We start from the raw sequence: 14,298 nt of genomic DNA on the forward strand, positions 1-14,298 counted from the left end.
AACTGAATAGCTCTCGGAATCCAAGTCCCACGGGCAGAAACGTTCGATCCCCGGCTACCGCTATAATAAGACCATACAAAAATGAGGTCTACCAGAAAGATCTGGTGACCTCATAATACGAACGGGCAGAATAGTTCCATATGAGCATGGAATATTAATGGGAATTATTATCAAAAAAGGGGTGCGAAAATGTTCAGATCTGCAATCGTTGATGATATTCCTATTATTGTTAATTTGAAATATAAGATGTTTGAAGAAACAGGGATGGTTCAAAGATTACTCCCTGAGTTCCATACAATTGTTGAGGAAGATTACAGATCGTTATATTTGGCAAAAACGGCACAACACTTTGTAGTTGAAAATGATGGTGGAATTATTGCATGTGCTGGAGCATTTATTAAAGATGATGCACCTTATCGCTATCTTAAACTTCGTTCTTATGGATTTATTGCTGATGTATATGTAGAGGCAGAATTTAGAAGGCAGGGGATAGCCAGAACATTAACTAATGCAACATTAGACTGGTTCTCTGAAAGAAATATACGATTATTTAGACTTGTAGCAAGTGATCAAGCAAGACCACCTATATGAATCAATAGGGTTTAGTGCAACAAGGGAAATGGGAATGTTTCGATAATTGATTCTCTATCGGATAACGTATGTTCAATACACAGCAATGGAAGGCTGCCAGCACGATCGGCAGTCTTTTGCTCACCTAACGGATAAATATCCTTCAAAAGAAACCATACAGGAATAACGAAATCCCCCTCGAATTAATAACTAAATAAAATTCCTATTTACAGGAGGAAACGTGAAGTTTCAAATAAAAAATACATTTGCTCCTATTTCTTTAGAAAATATTCAAGAAGTAGAGCAAAGATATGGAATTAAACTTCCAAATGATTACAAGGAGTTTTTACTTAAGTACAATGGTGGAAACCCGATTCCTAATGTGATGTTCACAACAAAGAATGGAATTTTAACAAGTTATCTTGTTTACGTTCATCCTTTATTCGAACGGGAAATGCCAAGTTTAGTTAGTAATTTTCTATACTTCAACAAAGAAGAGAAAATCCCATCCAATTTAATTGCAATTGGACATGATCCACTTAGGAATCTGGTTTGCATTTCTCTAGCTGGCAATGACAGTGGGTTTGTTTATTACTGGGATTTCATGAATGATGATTGTGATAATCCAAGCTATAATCATCTAGTGCTAATTGCAAAGAGTTTCTCTGAGTTTATTGAAGGACTACGAACTGACTAAGCACTTTTCCACCTTTCCGCTAACTGGGAACTACAACTCAATAGACATTAAGAGAAGGCTGCCGGCACGATCGGTAGCCTTTTGCTCACCTAACGGGCAGATTATTTAACGCAACAAAATGTTTTGATATACGTTTAATTATAAGAGGTGAAACAATGAAAAATATTCCTTTTGCTTTATTGATATTACTTTTTTTATTATGTGGGTGTAGTGGTAATAATGAAACCCAAGAAAAAAGCAAACAGATGATTTACAATTTTAACGAGCCAGTTAGATTTCCTTTTGAAGAGGACATCTGGATTATCAATAGCTATAGGCAAAAATGGGTTTTTGGCTCGGTTTGTTTACTATATCAATGGGAACAAAGACCAGTTATATAACAGCAATGAAAATGACGGTAATCCAATTTACCAACCACTCGGGTATCCAGAAAGGGTCATTCGTGAAAAATTCCAAAAAGGTGAAAGAGCGGGAGTGCAGGCAGGAGCAGCAGCTAATCCAGCTGGTGCAGCCGCTAGAGAAGGTGCAGCAGCAGCAGCAGGCATTTTGGGGAAAATCATAAATTGGGTTAAAGGGTTACCAAACTAGACCAGACTGAGGAGGCTGCATGCATGAAGGATCATAAGTTATATATGCTTTTCCTTCCCGAAAAGATATATTCGATCGAATTTATTAAACAAAATGGAGTATTAGAAGGTACGCTAGGTATATCTGAAGTAGTCAGAGAGGTAACGGAGATAATTACTTCAGTACCAAATATATCAAATAGTTCACATCCATTCACAGCCGTACAAGAAGACGAACAAATAACTATTACTTTTGTAGGATATCAGTCTAATTATTTAAATTGGACTGATTGGATGGAAGGAACTATTTGGTCTGGTCATATTTCTAGCAAAAATTTAATATTAACAGATAAGGATGAATTTCAATATGAGTTTACATCAGGCGAGCTAGAGGAATTTCACACTCGATTAAACGAGTTATACGATCTTATTGGCTGATTTCAACCACCTTGCGACTAACTATCGTAGGGTGGTTTCTTTCTAAGCGTCTAACAACCAGGTGTATAGAAAAAGAAAAACCCAATGGTTCATAAAGATCCCCAGGCTCTGCATTATGTACAATGTTTTTGAACTTCCGTACACCATGGAAGGTGCGCATCAAGTAGCTCCGATTACTTATTTTTTTAATAAGAAATAAAATCAAACTATGATGTATGACACTAAATGTTGGGTAACAAGAACATTATCCCATTCCCGACAACCAAAGCGAATCCACTTTTCAGCTGATACATGATCTTCAGGTTTCCTTTTCTTCAAGAAGGTAGAACATACCAATTTACGGGAAAGATGGTACAATATAATAGATGCCTTCAACTTCGAGAATAGATTAAGCTCATCGGAATTCTTAAAAATAAACAGATCGGAGCAATAATATGAACACCTACTATTCAAGACTTGGACGACTGCTGGATGAAAAAACACCTATCTACCAGGAAGGTTATTACGTGTTGTGTGAAGGTGACGAGGCTAAATTCAGTCCAGAGAAACCAGAGGGCGTAGAACTCATTACAGCGGAAGCCTTTACCCATGCGCTGGTGGAAGGCTGTAAGTTTGTCATCCAATCTTTTGCGGAGGGCCCAGATAACAAGAACGTATACGCTTTTAATTTATATGCTGACGAACATAATAGCTACTACATCTATATGAACACGCTAGATCGATTTGAGAAAACACTGGAAAAGTATCGGGGCGGCAAGTACGGAGACAAATACCAGAAAGACAGTGAGGTTCTTTCGTTAAAATACAGTCAAGGGGACTTTAGCTTTCAGCTCTTCCCAGATGATATGGGGGAAAGCAGCCGCATCATCAGAGCTTTTGAAAGCTTGGCTTATTCGGTTATGGACCTGGATGAGGACGACTGCTTAAGCGAAGAGGATGAGCCTGTGATTGCCTTCGAAGCAGGTATTCTGAAAGATGGGTTTAATCTGCTTACCTTGAAGGCAGCAGCTCAACTTATTGAGGAAAATGCCTTTGCTCCGTTACAACTAACAGAAGACTTTATCGCATTTGCTGCGACGGGAAATGATTATGTGGACTACAGCTTGACGATGCGAAAAACAATAGATCTTGACTTGTTTTATCGCTTGTTCCCTGATGTTAAGGAGAAGGATGCGCTCTTCCAAGTGGAAATTGATAAGACTGCAGGCTTATCCGTGAGTGAAGCATTGGATTACTGGCTTCCTGCTGTTCATTCGGACTATGTGCCAGAGTCACCAGCCCAATATATCAAATTCGAATATGATCTATTTATGCGTCTGGTGTGTTACAGTAACTCTCTTGCTAGGGAGTGTTTGGAGCGATTGAAAAAGTTTGATTGGAATGAGCCTCTTGAACGCAATGATTATGAGCTCATCGCAAATTATCAGGAAGCACTACATTTTGCAGGAGAGCTTACAGAAGACCAGCGTGAAAGCTGCATAGCAATAGCTGAACAAATGACCGATTCCAACGAGGACTTGCAGGAATGGGCGAATACGCTACTAGCAATTGCGAGAACGTAATCTATAATAAATATAGTCATAACAAAAACGGGGCCTCACGAATCAATGAGCTCCGTGACAAACCAAGCGCTGCACATAAAGTTCTTGTCATTCCCGATTTTGACAAGAACTTTATCTCATTCCCGAGGGATGAATGAGAAGAACTACAATCGTATTTTAAGCTACCCTTGTGGCATTCTGATTAAAGCTATATTTGAGTGTCAGTAGAAATGAAATTAGAGTAGACTGGAAATGTCAGGTATAAAGCTCCCGGGACACGATACTTCAATTCAACAGGTTGCCGGATCGGAGGCCTGTGCAGGCTATGGGCAGTAATCCTTAATGCTTTTATGTTAAAATCTGTATGATAATTTTCGCCTGTGTAATGGGTGAGGAATAGATGGACGACCTGACGGGTGTGGTGGCTAAAATAACCTTTTTGATAGAAGAAGACAGCGGCAGAACAGGAATATGTTATTTTTAAGTCGTAAATTGCAAAGGAGCGCTAAAGTGATTCGCGGATATTCAGAAGACCTGAGACTCATTTCGTACAAATTGAAGATAATCCTTGATAATTTGAGCAGTATGGGGATTAGTGTAGGCAATAATTCGCGATTCCACCAATTTAGTAAATTATTGGATAGATATTATCATTCATTGCTGAAGGGTCAAAAATTCAAGGATGAAATGCTTATTGAGTTATTAGATGGGTTCAAGTCTTATATGCAATTATCAGTTATTACAGGAAGTCCAATAATTATGAATGACGGTAAGAAAGATCTCACAAAAATCTTTGGAGGCTCCAACTCCCCTCTTAATGAAGGCAACAATCATCAGCCAAGAGATTTTCAATTTGAGCTATATACAGCCGCTAAATTTCACAGAGCGGGTTTTGTAATACGATTAGAAGAGCCGGATTTTTTGTTTCATTTCAAAGGAAAAATATACGGCGTAGCCGCTAAAAGAGTAACACTTGGAGGAATAGAGAAAAACTTAAAAAAGGCTGATCATCAAATCAGAGTAACTAACAACTATGGATTTATTGCTATTTCATTAGATCGATTATATGAGGAAAGAAATCGAATTATGGAAATTATTGATCCTGATTATTCAGTGAGAAAAGTAAATGAAATCATAGAAAACACAATTAGAGGTACCTTTTCCAACACATACTTTTCTAACCGAAGTGATCAAGTTCTTGGAATTATTGCTTCAGTGTCAATTCCTTATATCCTACCTAGAATGGAACTGGGATACACCTCATACATGATGTTCATGCCGATAAAACAGGACGGTACGGCGGAGTGGAACGAGGCGATTTCAATTTCAGGTATGTTTGGTTAGGTGAAGTTAACTACCGTCCATTTGTCACAAGCGTTAGTTCAACGCTTTAACACGGTAGCTCAAAAACTTCTGGCGCGGCTGACAGTACAATTCGGTAGCTGCGTTACACTATATGAAGAAATAGTATTGAATGTATTTACAAAAGTAAATATTACTAACAAACTTTATTTTCCATTTTTACTGAACAACTCTTGAAAAAGTCATTTAACTAACGAACTTAATTAAGTTTCAAACAATTGTGAAAACCGCGGAATTACTGGGCTTCAACTAACGAACTTTATTTTCCTGAATCACTTGTCTTGTTGATGATTGTGTCTTGTTGTGGTGGGACACTCAAGAGCTCGTAGGGGCTCGGTTTTATTTTATTTCCTCAAACTAATACACATTTTTAGATAAATATGTTATTTTAGTAAAGTATATATTACAATTCAAATAAGCTCGTCTTAGTTACCCACTTTGCATCGGGAGCTTCTGCATGAAAGTTACGATTTAACACTTATCGTCTTTTTGTTGCTGAGTGGAAAGGCGAATAATTCATAATAGAAAAAAAGAAAGGATGTGCAGATTCTTGTCTTACGTGACACCAGCGCAAGATGTATACTATAATGATTTAAATATTTTTACTGCATATAAAATCTATGAGATTGTGAAAGAAAGCCAAGATACTATTTTATTAATGAATGATAAAGGAGAAATAGATGAACTACATAAATCATTGATTTATGGAAGGTATCCCACTTATAAAATGGCTGTCATACATAACAATCTTTTTCTTTGGATATGTTTTAAATTTATTGAGACAATCCGCCAAACAATTGTGCAAAGAAAGCGAATAATAAAATTAAAACAGTTAAGTAAAACAACCCATTTATAAATGATTGCTCATTTGAAAAACACGCGTTTTAATCCGCTGGATTTTTTTCGATCCGGGAATGAGATAGGATCAGGTTCTTGTCTTTTATGACATCAATATTTTTATCTCGAGCCAGTGACAAGAACTTGATCTCATTACCAACGGAATAGATTCAGCTATGTTAAGCTATCAGAGAACTATAGCGGAGGAGACTGCATCGAGGCAGCTCCTCTTTTTGTTCATTCAAGAAACGGGAGGATAACGTGGAATTGTAATGAATATGTAATGTACAAATAATCTTCGGCATTTTCAGATAAAGAGGGAAAATCATGAAACTTAGAGGGACTATTACTGAACAGACGTATAGAAAAGAATTACATGCCTCAAGAATTCGTCTTTTTAATGATGTTTCGATGCAAAGTTTTTGAGATATTTCAATTATCGAAATTATTTTTGAATATAAAGGAACGGAGAGTTACCTCATAAAGACTCAATTTAAGGAGTTGGGACTCTATGAGATCAGTTCTGGAGGGTTAATATTACAATTAAGTTCATTTCAAGTTATTGACATCAGAAATGATGGTTGGAGCGAATTGAACTAAAAGGTTTATGATTATGAGAGTGAAAACATTGAGTTGTTTTGTAAAGAAGTCGAAGTAATCTCAGTGGATAAGTTATAAGTATATTAGGTTTTCCATGAGACCTTTGAACTCTAACGGAGAACGTTAGTTCAACAAACTATAAAATGAGGTTGCCGTGAAAGTGAACTGCAGCCTCATTTAGCTATACGATCGAGCAGAATAGTTCTATCGTTGGCCAGCCGTGCACGTAATTGAAGCTGTGAGCAATTGCTTCAAAATTATGCTTGCTTTAAAGTACACTTTAAGGTTTAGGCTAATAAGAACCAGCCGGCTTTCTTCAAATTTGCACAAAAGGAGCGAACATCGCTATGTCATATACGATCAAGGAAGCTTCGGAGCGGCTTGGTTGCCCGGCACATACGATTCGGTTTTATGAGAAGGAGGGATTGCCTCCTTACATTAAGAGGGATCGGCACGGCAATCGTCTGTTTGATCAAGATCATCTGGATTGGATTCGGTTAATGACGTGCTTCCGGGCAACCGGAATGAAAATTTCATTGATGAAGCAGATGGTAAATCTCGCGTTAGACGGCGATGCCACGATTCCGCAGAGAAAAGCGATCTTAAACCAGTACAAAGAAGAATTGTACCGTCGACAAAGCCAACTGGCTGAAGCGCTTGATGCCGTTAATAATAAGCTTGCCATCTACGAGGATATTGAGAGGGGAAGGCTTCCTTCCGAGAGCAGGCTGCTGAATCAAATGGAAGATCAACACAACCAATCGATTAAACAGGAATGAGGATGAAGAGATGAAACAAAGAGTATTGGGCAATAGTGATATTATTTTATCTTCGATAGGACTTGGCATCATGGGAATGTCTCCGGGCATGTACGGGGAGACTAACGATGAACAATCTATCCAAACGATTCATCGTGCTTTGGACCTAGGCGTCACGATGTTCGATACCGCCGACGTGTATGGGAACGGGCACAACGAAGAGTTGCTTGGGAAAGCACTTCAGGGGCGTCGAGAGCAAGCTGTCATTGCGACCAAGTTCTCTTACACCCCTAATTACGAGAGTATCAACGGCCATCCCGATTACATTAAGAAGGCAGTGGAAGATAGTCTGCATCGATTAAAGACGGATTACATCGATCTGTATTATCAGCACCGCGTCGATCCGCAAATTCCGATTGAAGAGACGGTTGGGGCGATGGCCGATCTAGTTAAGGCTGGCAAGGTTCGGGCGCTCGGTCTGTCTGAAGCTTCCGCATCCACCATTCGTCGTGCCCATGCCGTGCATCCGATCTCCGCGCTGGAGAGCGAATATTCACTCTGGAGCCGTGACATCGAAGACGAGATTCTTCCTGCCGCAAAAGAACTGGGGATTACCCATGTTGCATATAGTCCGCTCAGCAGAGGCTTTATCTCCGGCGAGCTTCGTAAGTTCGAGGATTTGGCTGCCGACGATCTTCGTAGATGGTTGCCACGATTCCAGGGAGAGAACTTTATGAAGAACTTGGAGATTGTTAATAAGATCAAGGAGATAGCGCTTGAAAAAGATTGTTCGCCCTCTCAATTGGCCATCGCCTGGACGATCTCTAATGGAGCGCTTCCCATCCCAGGAACGAAGCGAATTAAGTATTTGGAGGAAAATGCCGCTGCCTCGGATGTTGTCCTGACGAAAGAGGACCTTACGCGCATTGAGAACGTTAGTCCGAAGAACATTACTCAAGGCACTCGATACATGAAAGAACAAATGACGCTGCTTGATGGTTAAGCTATAATTTAATGGTCCACGCTATCCGTGGGCCATTTTTGATATTCGATATTGCCCTAGGAGGTTAAACATAATGAAAGCAACAGCCGCTGATCGAGTGAAGCTCGCGCTAGGGTTCTGGTCCAGTTTGCGCCTATTAGGGATTCCCCCTCAAGAAGTAGCGCGCCATGCTCATCTGCCTTTGACCGTCATCGACGATCCAGTCGTCACAACCGCCCAATACTACGCGATCTGGCAGGCTTATGCCGAACTTGTCGGGGATACTGCCACGGGAATCGTCAAGTTGGCCACCGCATTCGAGACGGCGCAATATCCACCGGCCGCCTTAGCGACCTTCCATGCCAGGGATTTCCGAGATGCTCTTACGCGAATGACTCGATATAAGCAAATGTGCCCGCCTGAAAGCTTATGTTTTCGTGAAGAAGGAGGGCTGGGTATCATCGAACTGGATTGGCAGCATGCCACGGAGCCCGGACCTCCTGTACTGGTTGGGATTACACTGGCCTATCTCTTAGAGCTAGGACGACGAGGAACCGGTCAGCCGCTCACGGCTTATTCGGTAGAGTTCGTCCACGATATGGGCAACACGGAAGTACTCGAAGCTTATTTCGGATGCTCGGTTCGGGTAGGTGCGTCTGGCAACCGGCTTACGCTGCGAGGCAGTGATCTGGAGCGTCCTTTCGTTTCTTATAACGAAGAACTTCTCGAAATTCTGACACCGGCTTTGGATCGCTCATTGGATGAACAACGGAGCAAACGCAAGATTAGCAGTAAAGTGAAATGGATACTCTCGCGTTACCTTTCACGCGGGCGAATCGACATTCAAACCGTAGCCATCGAGTTGGGCTTAAGCGACCGCACCTTGCAGCGCCGCTTGATGGAAGAAGGAGAAAACTTTAAGCAGTTGCTGGCGCAAACGAGGCACGAGCAGGCGCTCGCATACCTAGCAGACCCCTCGCTGGAGATCAAAGAGGTTGCTTTTCTCGTAGGTTACGAAGATCAAAATTCATTTTACCGTGCATTTCGCACGTGGGAAGGGGAGTCTCCTGCCAATTGGCGCGTAGCGCAAGATCATTGGCGTTCCTCGCTAGTTACCGAGTAGACGAAATGAGGTACCATTATCCTTATACTGAACATAAGGAGTGCAGACATATGGATATGGGATTGAAAAATAAGACAGCATTAGTAACGGGGTCAACTAAGGGGATCGGTAAAGCAATTGCCATAGAACTTGCTAGAGAAGGTGTTCATGTTCTCATAAATGGTCGAAGTAACGAAGAGGTTGCACTCACGATGAGGGAGATTCAGGCGAAATTTCCGGACACTCGGCCTCAGAATGCAGCAGCCGATCTCGTGGATGCTCGGCAAAGAGAAGCTTTGTTTGAGAAGTTCCCACAAGTCGATATTCTGGTCAATAGCATGGGGATCTACGAGATCATATCATATGAGAATATAGAGGATGCCTTATGGGAGAAGTACATCCGTACGAATGTGCTTGCTGCAAACAGTCTAACTAAGTTCTATCTGCCTTCCATGTTGAGCGGCGATTATGGACGCATTCTCTTTATCGCAAGTGAGGAAGCCGTAATGCCTTCAGGTCAGATGCCACATTATGCCGTGACCAAATCGATGCTCCTTTCGTTATCCAAGAGTTTGTCGAAGCTGACCAAGGGAACTGGAGTAACGGTGAACACCATCCTCCCCGGACCGACACTTTCTGAGAATGTGCAAATGATCATCGAAAGCGTTTATTCGAACGAAGAGATGACCTTCGAGGCAAAAGAGAAGGATTTCATGGACAAGAACTTGCCGCAATCCGAGATTCAGCGGTTCATAAGACCGATGGAGATCGGCCGGTTAGCCGCATTCATCTGCAGTCCTTATGCCTCTGCGTTCAGAGGCTCACCTATCCGAATGGATGGGGGTATGGTACCGACTATATTTTAATTGATTTAACGAGAAATAATACAGCCAATCAGTCAATTCTATCCAAACCGAGATTTTGGTTCTTTATGAGCTTACCCTTCATTGCATTGTCGGTAGTGCCTGTCATTTTAGGGATCGCCAACTGCCTCGCAGTCTGGACGATCCCTATATTATTGAAGTTAATGAAAGGATTACATGATGGAATAAAGTCCGACTTTATCTATCTTTATTCCACTCTAGATTTCTATATAAATCGATATGATTTAAGCTAGAATTTATATTTGTTTTATGGATACATATATGTAAATTATTATAATTTAAAAAGAGGCGTTGCTAGACGCTCTAAATCATGATAAAAGATCTTCCCATGAAGTACTCCACGGTCTAAAAATGCTTTTCATGGCTCTCTTCCTTTGAAACTTCCACACCAATAACTGAATCGGAAGCGTTAAAATATCTTTTCCTTAAAAGCCCTCGGACTTACACCGGCATATTTAGTAAAAACGTGAGTAAAATAGGCTGGATCCTCGATGCCTACCTCTCTGGCAACTTCAAAAATCTTTAAACTTGAATTTTTGAGCAGCTTTTTGGCCATTTCAATGCGATATTTGTTGAGCGCATCTGTTAACGCTTCGCCTGTTTCTTTTTTATATAATCTGCTTAAATAACTGCTGTTTACATGTACAGATTCTGCAATGGACTGCAGATTAATTTGATTATTGTAATGTTCGCGGATGAACTTGTTTACTTCTCTTACAAGGTAATTACTTTGATTTCCTTGCGAGTTAATCATATGGATTGTCGAATGAATAAAGGTGCTTAAAAGAAGGAACAGATCGCGAACAGATTTGCTATTTTGGATCTGAGCGTAGGTAAGAGTCTCATTATTGATGAAAGTTGATTCTTCCCATTGTGGCTCGTCGATTAATTTGTAAGACATTGAACATAAGAGTAACCCACCTGCTTTGATTTGCTCCATAGGCACATTATTTTCTTTATAAGCGTCAAAAAGCTTTGACAATTGAGTTGTTGCTTCAACAACATTTTCCTTTTGGATATTGGTCATGATTTCATCTATATAGGTGTGCGTTTGTAAAGGTTTCAATCCCGAGGGCATGGGATCACTTGGGTTAAAGAAAGAAATAGGGATATCGTGATATAAACTGTTAGTGAGCGCTTTCTTTACTTCGCCGAACGCTTCAGGTAACTCAAATGGAGAAGTATGTGGAAGACTTATACCCACGTGCACAGCAAAACTCATGAAATTGGCGACCATTTTTAAAATGTCCTTAGATGTATTTGGTATTAGTTGCATGTATTCAGAGGTTTTCTCATTCGCAAAAGAAACAATGGATACAAGTTGATTTTTACTAATGATCGAGGTGTAGTGTCGGAAGTTCTTGAAAGCAAGGGTTGAAAAATGCTTAACTTGATACACAAAGTTGTTGTAATCTTTGGATGTTGTTTCAATAGGATCGTCTGGAAGATTGTTTATTTCAAACATGACAAGGAGATAGTTATCAAGAGAAATACCGTGTTCATTCATTTTGTTTACAATGGCCTCAGGATGGCTAATCATGTTATCGAAAACTTCTTTGATGAATTTATCCCGAATCTCGGACAAGTGTTTCTGCTGCAATGCGATTAATGCCTTTGCTTTGTGGACAGCATCAGGAATTTTCTCGGTCGGGTTGATTTTCACTAGAAAATCAACGACATTATACTTGATTGCAGACTGTGCGTAAGCAAAATCGGCATAGGCCGTTAATAATATGACTTTGGTTTGAGGATGGTTTTCGTAAATATATTTGGCAAGCTCGATGCCGTCCATGCCGGCCATCTTAATATCTGTTATCACGATATCAATAGGGGCAGATTGCAAATATTCCTTCGCTTCCTTGCCATTCGTTGCCATGTATACCAGCTCGCATTCAAGAGCCTTCCAGTCTACAAAGCTTTGAAGTCCTTGTCTGATGACGGATTCGTCATCCACAATCATTACCTTATACATATCCGTTATCTCCCTTATCTGCAGGAATATGCACTGCAACCTTAGTACCTATGTTTAACTTGCTCTGAATTGTAATACCGTATTGATCCCCGTATATAAGTTTAATTCTAGAATTTGTATTATGTAATCCAATATTGTTGTGATCTTTTCTACGACGTTCGCTATGTACGGCGTAATCTAGATTGATTTGATCTGCTTTAAAACCAAGACCGTCATCTTCAATTTTAAAATAGATTGATTCCGCATTCTCATTAATTGTAATGGTAATTGTACCTTTATCTAATTTATTTTCGATACCATGTACGACCGCGTTTTCGACGAGGGGCTCTAGACAAAACTTAGGCACATAATAGTCTAAAAGGGCTTCGTCTTTAATATCAATGCGAAATTCTAATTTGTCTTCGAAGCGCATTTTTTGCAGGTACAGATAAAAATTGACGAGTTCTAATTCCTCGCGAATGGTTATTTTGGTTTTACTTTCCGTATACATACTGGCTTGTAATAACTCGGTTAAGGACATAACCATCTTATATACAGTCTCATCATTGGAAAACCGGGCTTTATATCCAATGGTGATCAGCGTATTAAATAAAAAGTGTGGATTCATTTGTGATTGTAAAAATTTCAGCTCTGTTTCTTTCAGTAACAACTGTTTTTCATAAACTTGATTAAAGAGATATTTGATTTCACTTGCCATTTTGTTGAAGGTATGACTGAGCAAGTTTAATTCCAAATCGGTATATTCAGGCATTTTGGCATCATAGTTTCCGACCTTCACCTGATTGATATTACGCAACAAATCCTTAATAAATCGCGTAAATCGAAGGGATAAGAAAATACTTGAAACAAGGAATACGAGTACGATCAGTAACAAAATGAACGTGTAATTCCTCATATTGTCCGATAATTTGGCCAGAATTTGTTTCTTCGGGATACAGACAACAAAGCTTAGACCGCTCTCATTTATTTTTTTCGTTGCAGCCATGTAGGTCAGATTATCCAAGGTTACGTTAGTGATATCCGTTTTATCGCTTACATGTAAAATCGATGGATCTACGATCGTTCCAATCTGACTTTTATTCGAGCTTGAGTAAATAAAGCCTTGTTTATCGATTAAGTACGCCATTGCACCTGGGATTTCAAGTAATGCAGCATATTTATTAAATATTTGATTTTCATCAATACCAATAATTAAATATAACCGTTGTTCAGGATTATAAATGTTGGAGAGGTTTCTAGCGTAATAAATGACATTATCATTATAAAATGTAGGTACCGGCTCAATTCCCTCAAGTATCCTTCCTTTTTGTTGATTATAGATGTTGATATTGTTTGAAGTGACGATGTTGACATCTTTCGTTGATCTAGAGATGGAAGAGTAATTGGATTCATTTTGGAAAATGTAAACGGTTGAGATCAATTTGCTTACCCATGCCGTATTGAACATTAAACTATATTTAAGCTCTTCCTCCATTTCACTTTTATTAACAAATTGACTGTAGTTGTCACTTTCTACGGAAGTATCACCTGCCAACCAGGTCCTAATCGATTTGGTAGAAAGCATGTGGAGAGAAGTGTCCGTTATCAGTTTGAAAGAGCTTTCAATATTATCGTTCGTTTGTCCCATAATCTGTGACCAGTTGTGTTCTGCATTCTTAGTCAATTCGGAAGACATACTCCAATAAAAATAAAGACCGGAAATGGACATCGGAAATAGCATCATAATAACAGTAGTAACAATTATTTTATGTCGAATGGATATTGCTTTTAAAAGTTTAAACATAATCGACCTCCCAAATTCATTGTAATCGGGATGGGATGAAAGCGCTATTTGTTCATCCGAGGCGGTGAAAATCTTTATAGAAAAGTCATAATATCACAATAAAAAGGGAGAAATTGCAGAATGGAAGCGCTTGAATAGTGATTTAAGTAAAAATAATGCAAGGTTATCCTGCATTTTCTCATTAACATTAATAATTATAGATAATA

General features: G+C 39.6%; 13 protein-coding genes. 11 read left to right on the top strand and 2 right to left on the bottom strand.

Annotation, left to right across the window (positions count from 1 at the left end; all coding sequences use genetic code 11):
- The first annotated feature begins 189 nt into the window (after nucleotides 1-189).
- The 11 genes from HQN88_RS26815 to HQN88_RS26865 all read left to right on the top strand — a co-directional run bounded on the left by HQN88_RS26815 (nucleotide 190) and on the right by HQN88_RS26865 (nucleotide 10,319).
- Nucleotides 190-591, top strand: coding sequence for a GNAT family N-acetyltransferase (locus tag HQN88_RS26815; protein WP_173118289.1), 402 nt, complete (start codon nucleotides 190-192; stop codon nucleotides 589-591).
- A 220-nt stretch (nucleotides 592-811) separates the two neighbouring features.
- Nucleotides 812-1,267 (top strand): SMI1/KNR4 family protein, encoded by a 456-nt coding sequence (locus HQN88_RS26820; protein WP_173118291.1) that lies wholly within the window; start codon nucleotides 812-814, stop codon nucleotides 1,265-1,267.
- 330 nt (nucleotides 1,268-1,597) lie between these two features.
- On the top strand, nucleotides 1,598-1,855 hold the full coding sequence (locus HQN88_RS26825; protein ID WP_173118293.1) for a hypothetical protein: 258 nt from the start codon (nucleotides 1,598-1,600) through the stop codon (nucleotides 1,853-1,855).
- A gap of 23 nt (nucleotides 1,856-1,878) precedes the next feature.
- A complete protein-coding gene (locus HQN88_RS26830; RefSeq protein WP_173118295.1) occupies nucleotides 1,879-2,271 on the top strand; it encodes a hypothetical protein in 393 nt (130 codons plus the stop codon).
- A gap of 434 nt (nucleotides 2,272-2,705) precedes the next feature.
- Nucleotides 2,706-3,833 (top strand): DUF4303 domain-containing protein, encoded by a 1,128-nt coding sequence (locus HQN88_RS26835; protein WP_173118297.1) that lies wholly within the window; start codon nucleotides 2,706-2,708, stop codon nucleotides 3,831-3,833.
- Nucleotides 3,834-4,322: 489 nt separating this feature from the next.
- Nucleotides 4,323-5,156: a hypothetical protein gene (locus HQN88_RS26840; protein ID WP_173118299.1), complete on the top strand. Its 834-nt coding sequence runs from the start codon at nucleotides 4,323-4,325 to the stop codon at nucleotides 5,154-5,156.
- A gap of 568 nt (nucleotides 5,157-5,724) precedes the next feature.
- Nucleotides 5,725-6,030 carry a hypothetical protein gene (locus HQN88_RS26845; RefSeq protein WP_173118301.1) on the top strand — a complete coding sequence of 102 codons (306 nt, stop codon included), beginning with the start codon at nucleotides 5,725-5,727 and terminating at the stop codon, nucleotides 6,028-6,030.
- A 928-nt stretch (nucleotides 6,031-6,958) separates the two neighbouring features.
- The gene (locus tag HQN88_RS26850) at nucleotides 6,959-7,390 is read left to right on the top strand and encodes a MerR family transcriptional regulator (protein WP_173118303.1); all 432 of its coding nucleotides are present in this window, start codon (nucleotides 6,959-6,961) and stop codon (nucleotides 7,388-7,390) included.
- A 10-nt stretch (nucleotides 7,391-7,400) separates the two neighbouring features.
- Nucleotides 7,401-8,372 (top strand): aldo/keto reductase, encoded by a 972-nt coding sequence (locus HQN88_RS26855; protein WP_173118305.1) that lies wholly within the window; start codon nucleotides 7,401-7,403, stop codon nucleotides 8,370-8,372.
- 73 nt (nucleotides 8,373-8,445) lie between these two features.
- Nucleotides 8,446-9,474: an AraC family transcriptional regulator gene (locus tag HQN88_RS26860; protein ID WP_173118307.1), complete on the top strand. Its 1,029-nt coding sequence runs from the start codon at nucleotides 8,446-8,448 to the stop codon at nucleotides 9,472-9,474.
- 50 nt (nucleotides 9,475-9,524) lie between these two features.
- Nucleotides 9,525-10,319, top strand: coding sequence for an SDR family NAD(P)-dependent oxidoreductase (locus tag HQN88_RS26865; protein ID WP_173118309.1), 795 nt, complete (start codon nucleotides 9,525-9,527; stop codon nucleotides 10,317-10,319).
- 427 nt (nucleotides 10,320-10,746) lie between these two features.
- Here the strand turns inward: HQN88_RS26865 and HQN88_RS26870 are convergent, their stop codons facing one another.
- Entirely contained in the window at nucleotides 10,747-12,309 is a 1,563-nt protein-coding gene (locus HQN88_RS26870) for a response regulator (RefSeq protein WP_173118311.1), read from the bottom strand.
- The gene (locus HQN88_RS26875; RefSeq protein WP_173118313.1) at nucleotides 12,302-14,092 is read right to left on the bottom strand and encodes a sensor histidine kinase; all 1,791 of its coding nucleotides are present in this window, start codon (nucleotides 14,090-14,092) and stop codon (nucleotides 12,302-12,304) included. Before HQN88_RS26875 ends, HQN88_RS26870 begins: the two co-directional genes overlap by 8 nt.
- Between the last annotated feature and the right edge of the window lie 206 nt (nucleotides 14,093-14,298).

Source organism: Paenibacillus qinlingensis, assembly GCF_013204845.1.
In the GTDB taxonomy this organism is placed as follows: domain Bacteria; phylum Bacillota; class Bacilli; order Paenibacillales; family NBRC-103111; genus Paenibacillus_E; species Paenibacillus_E qinlingensis.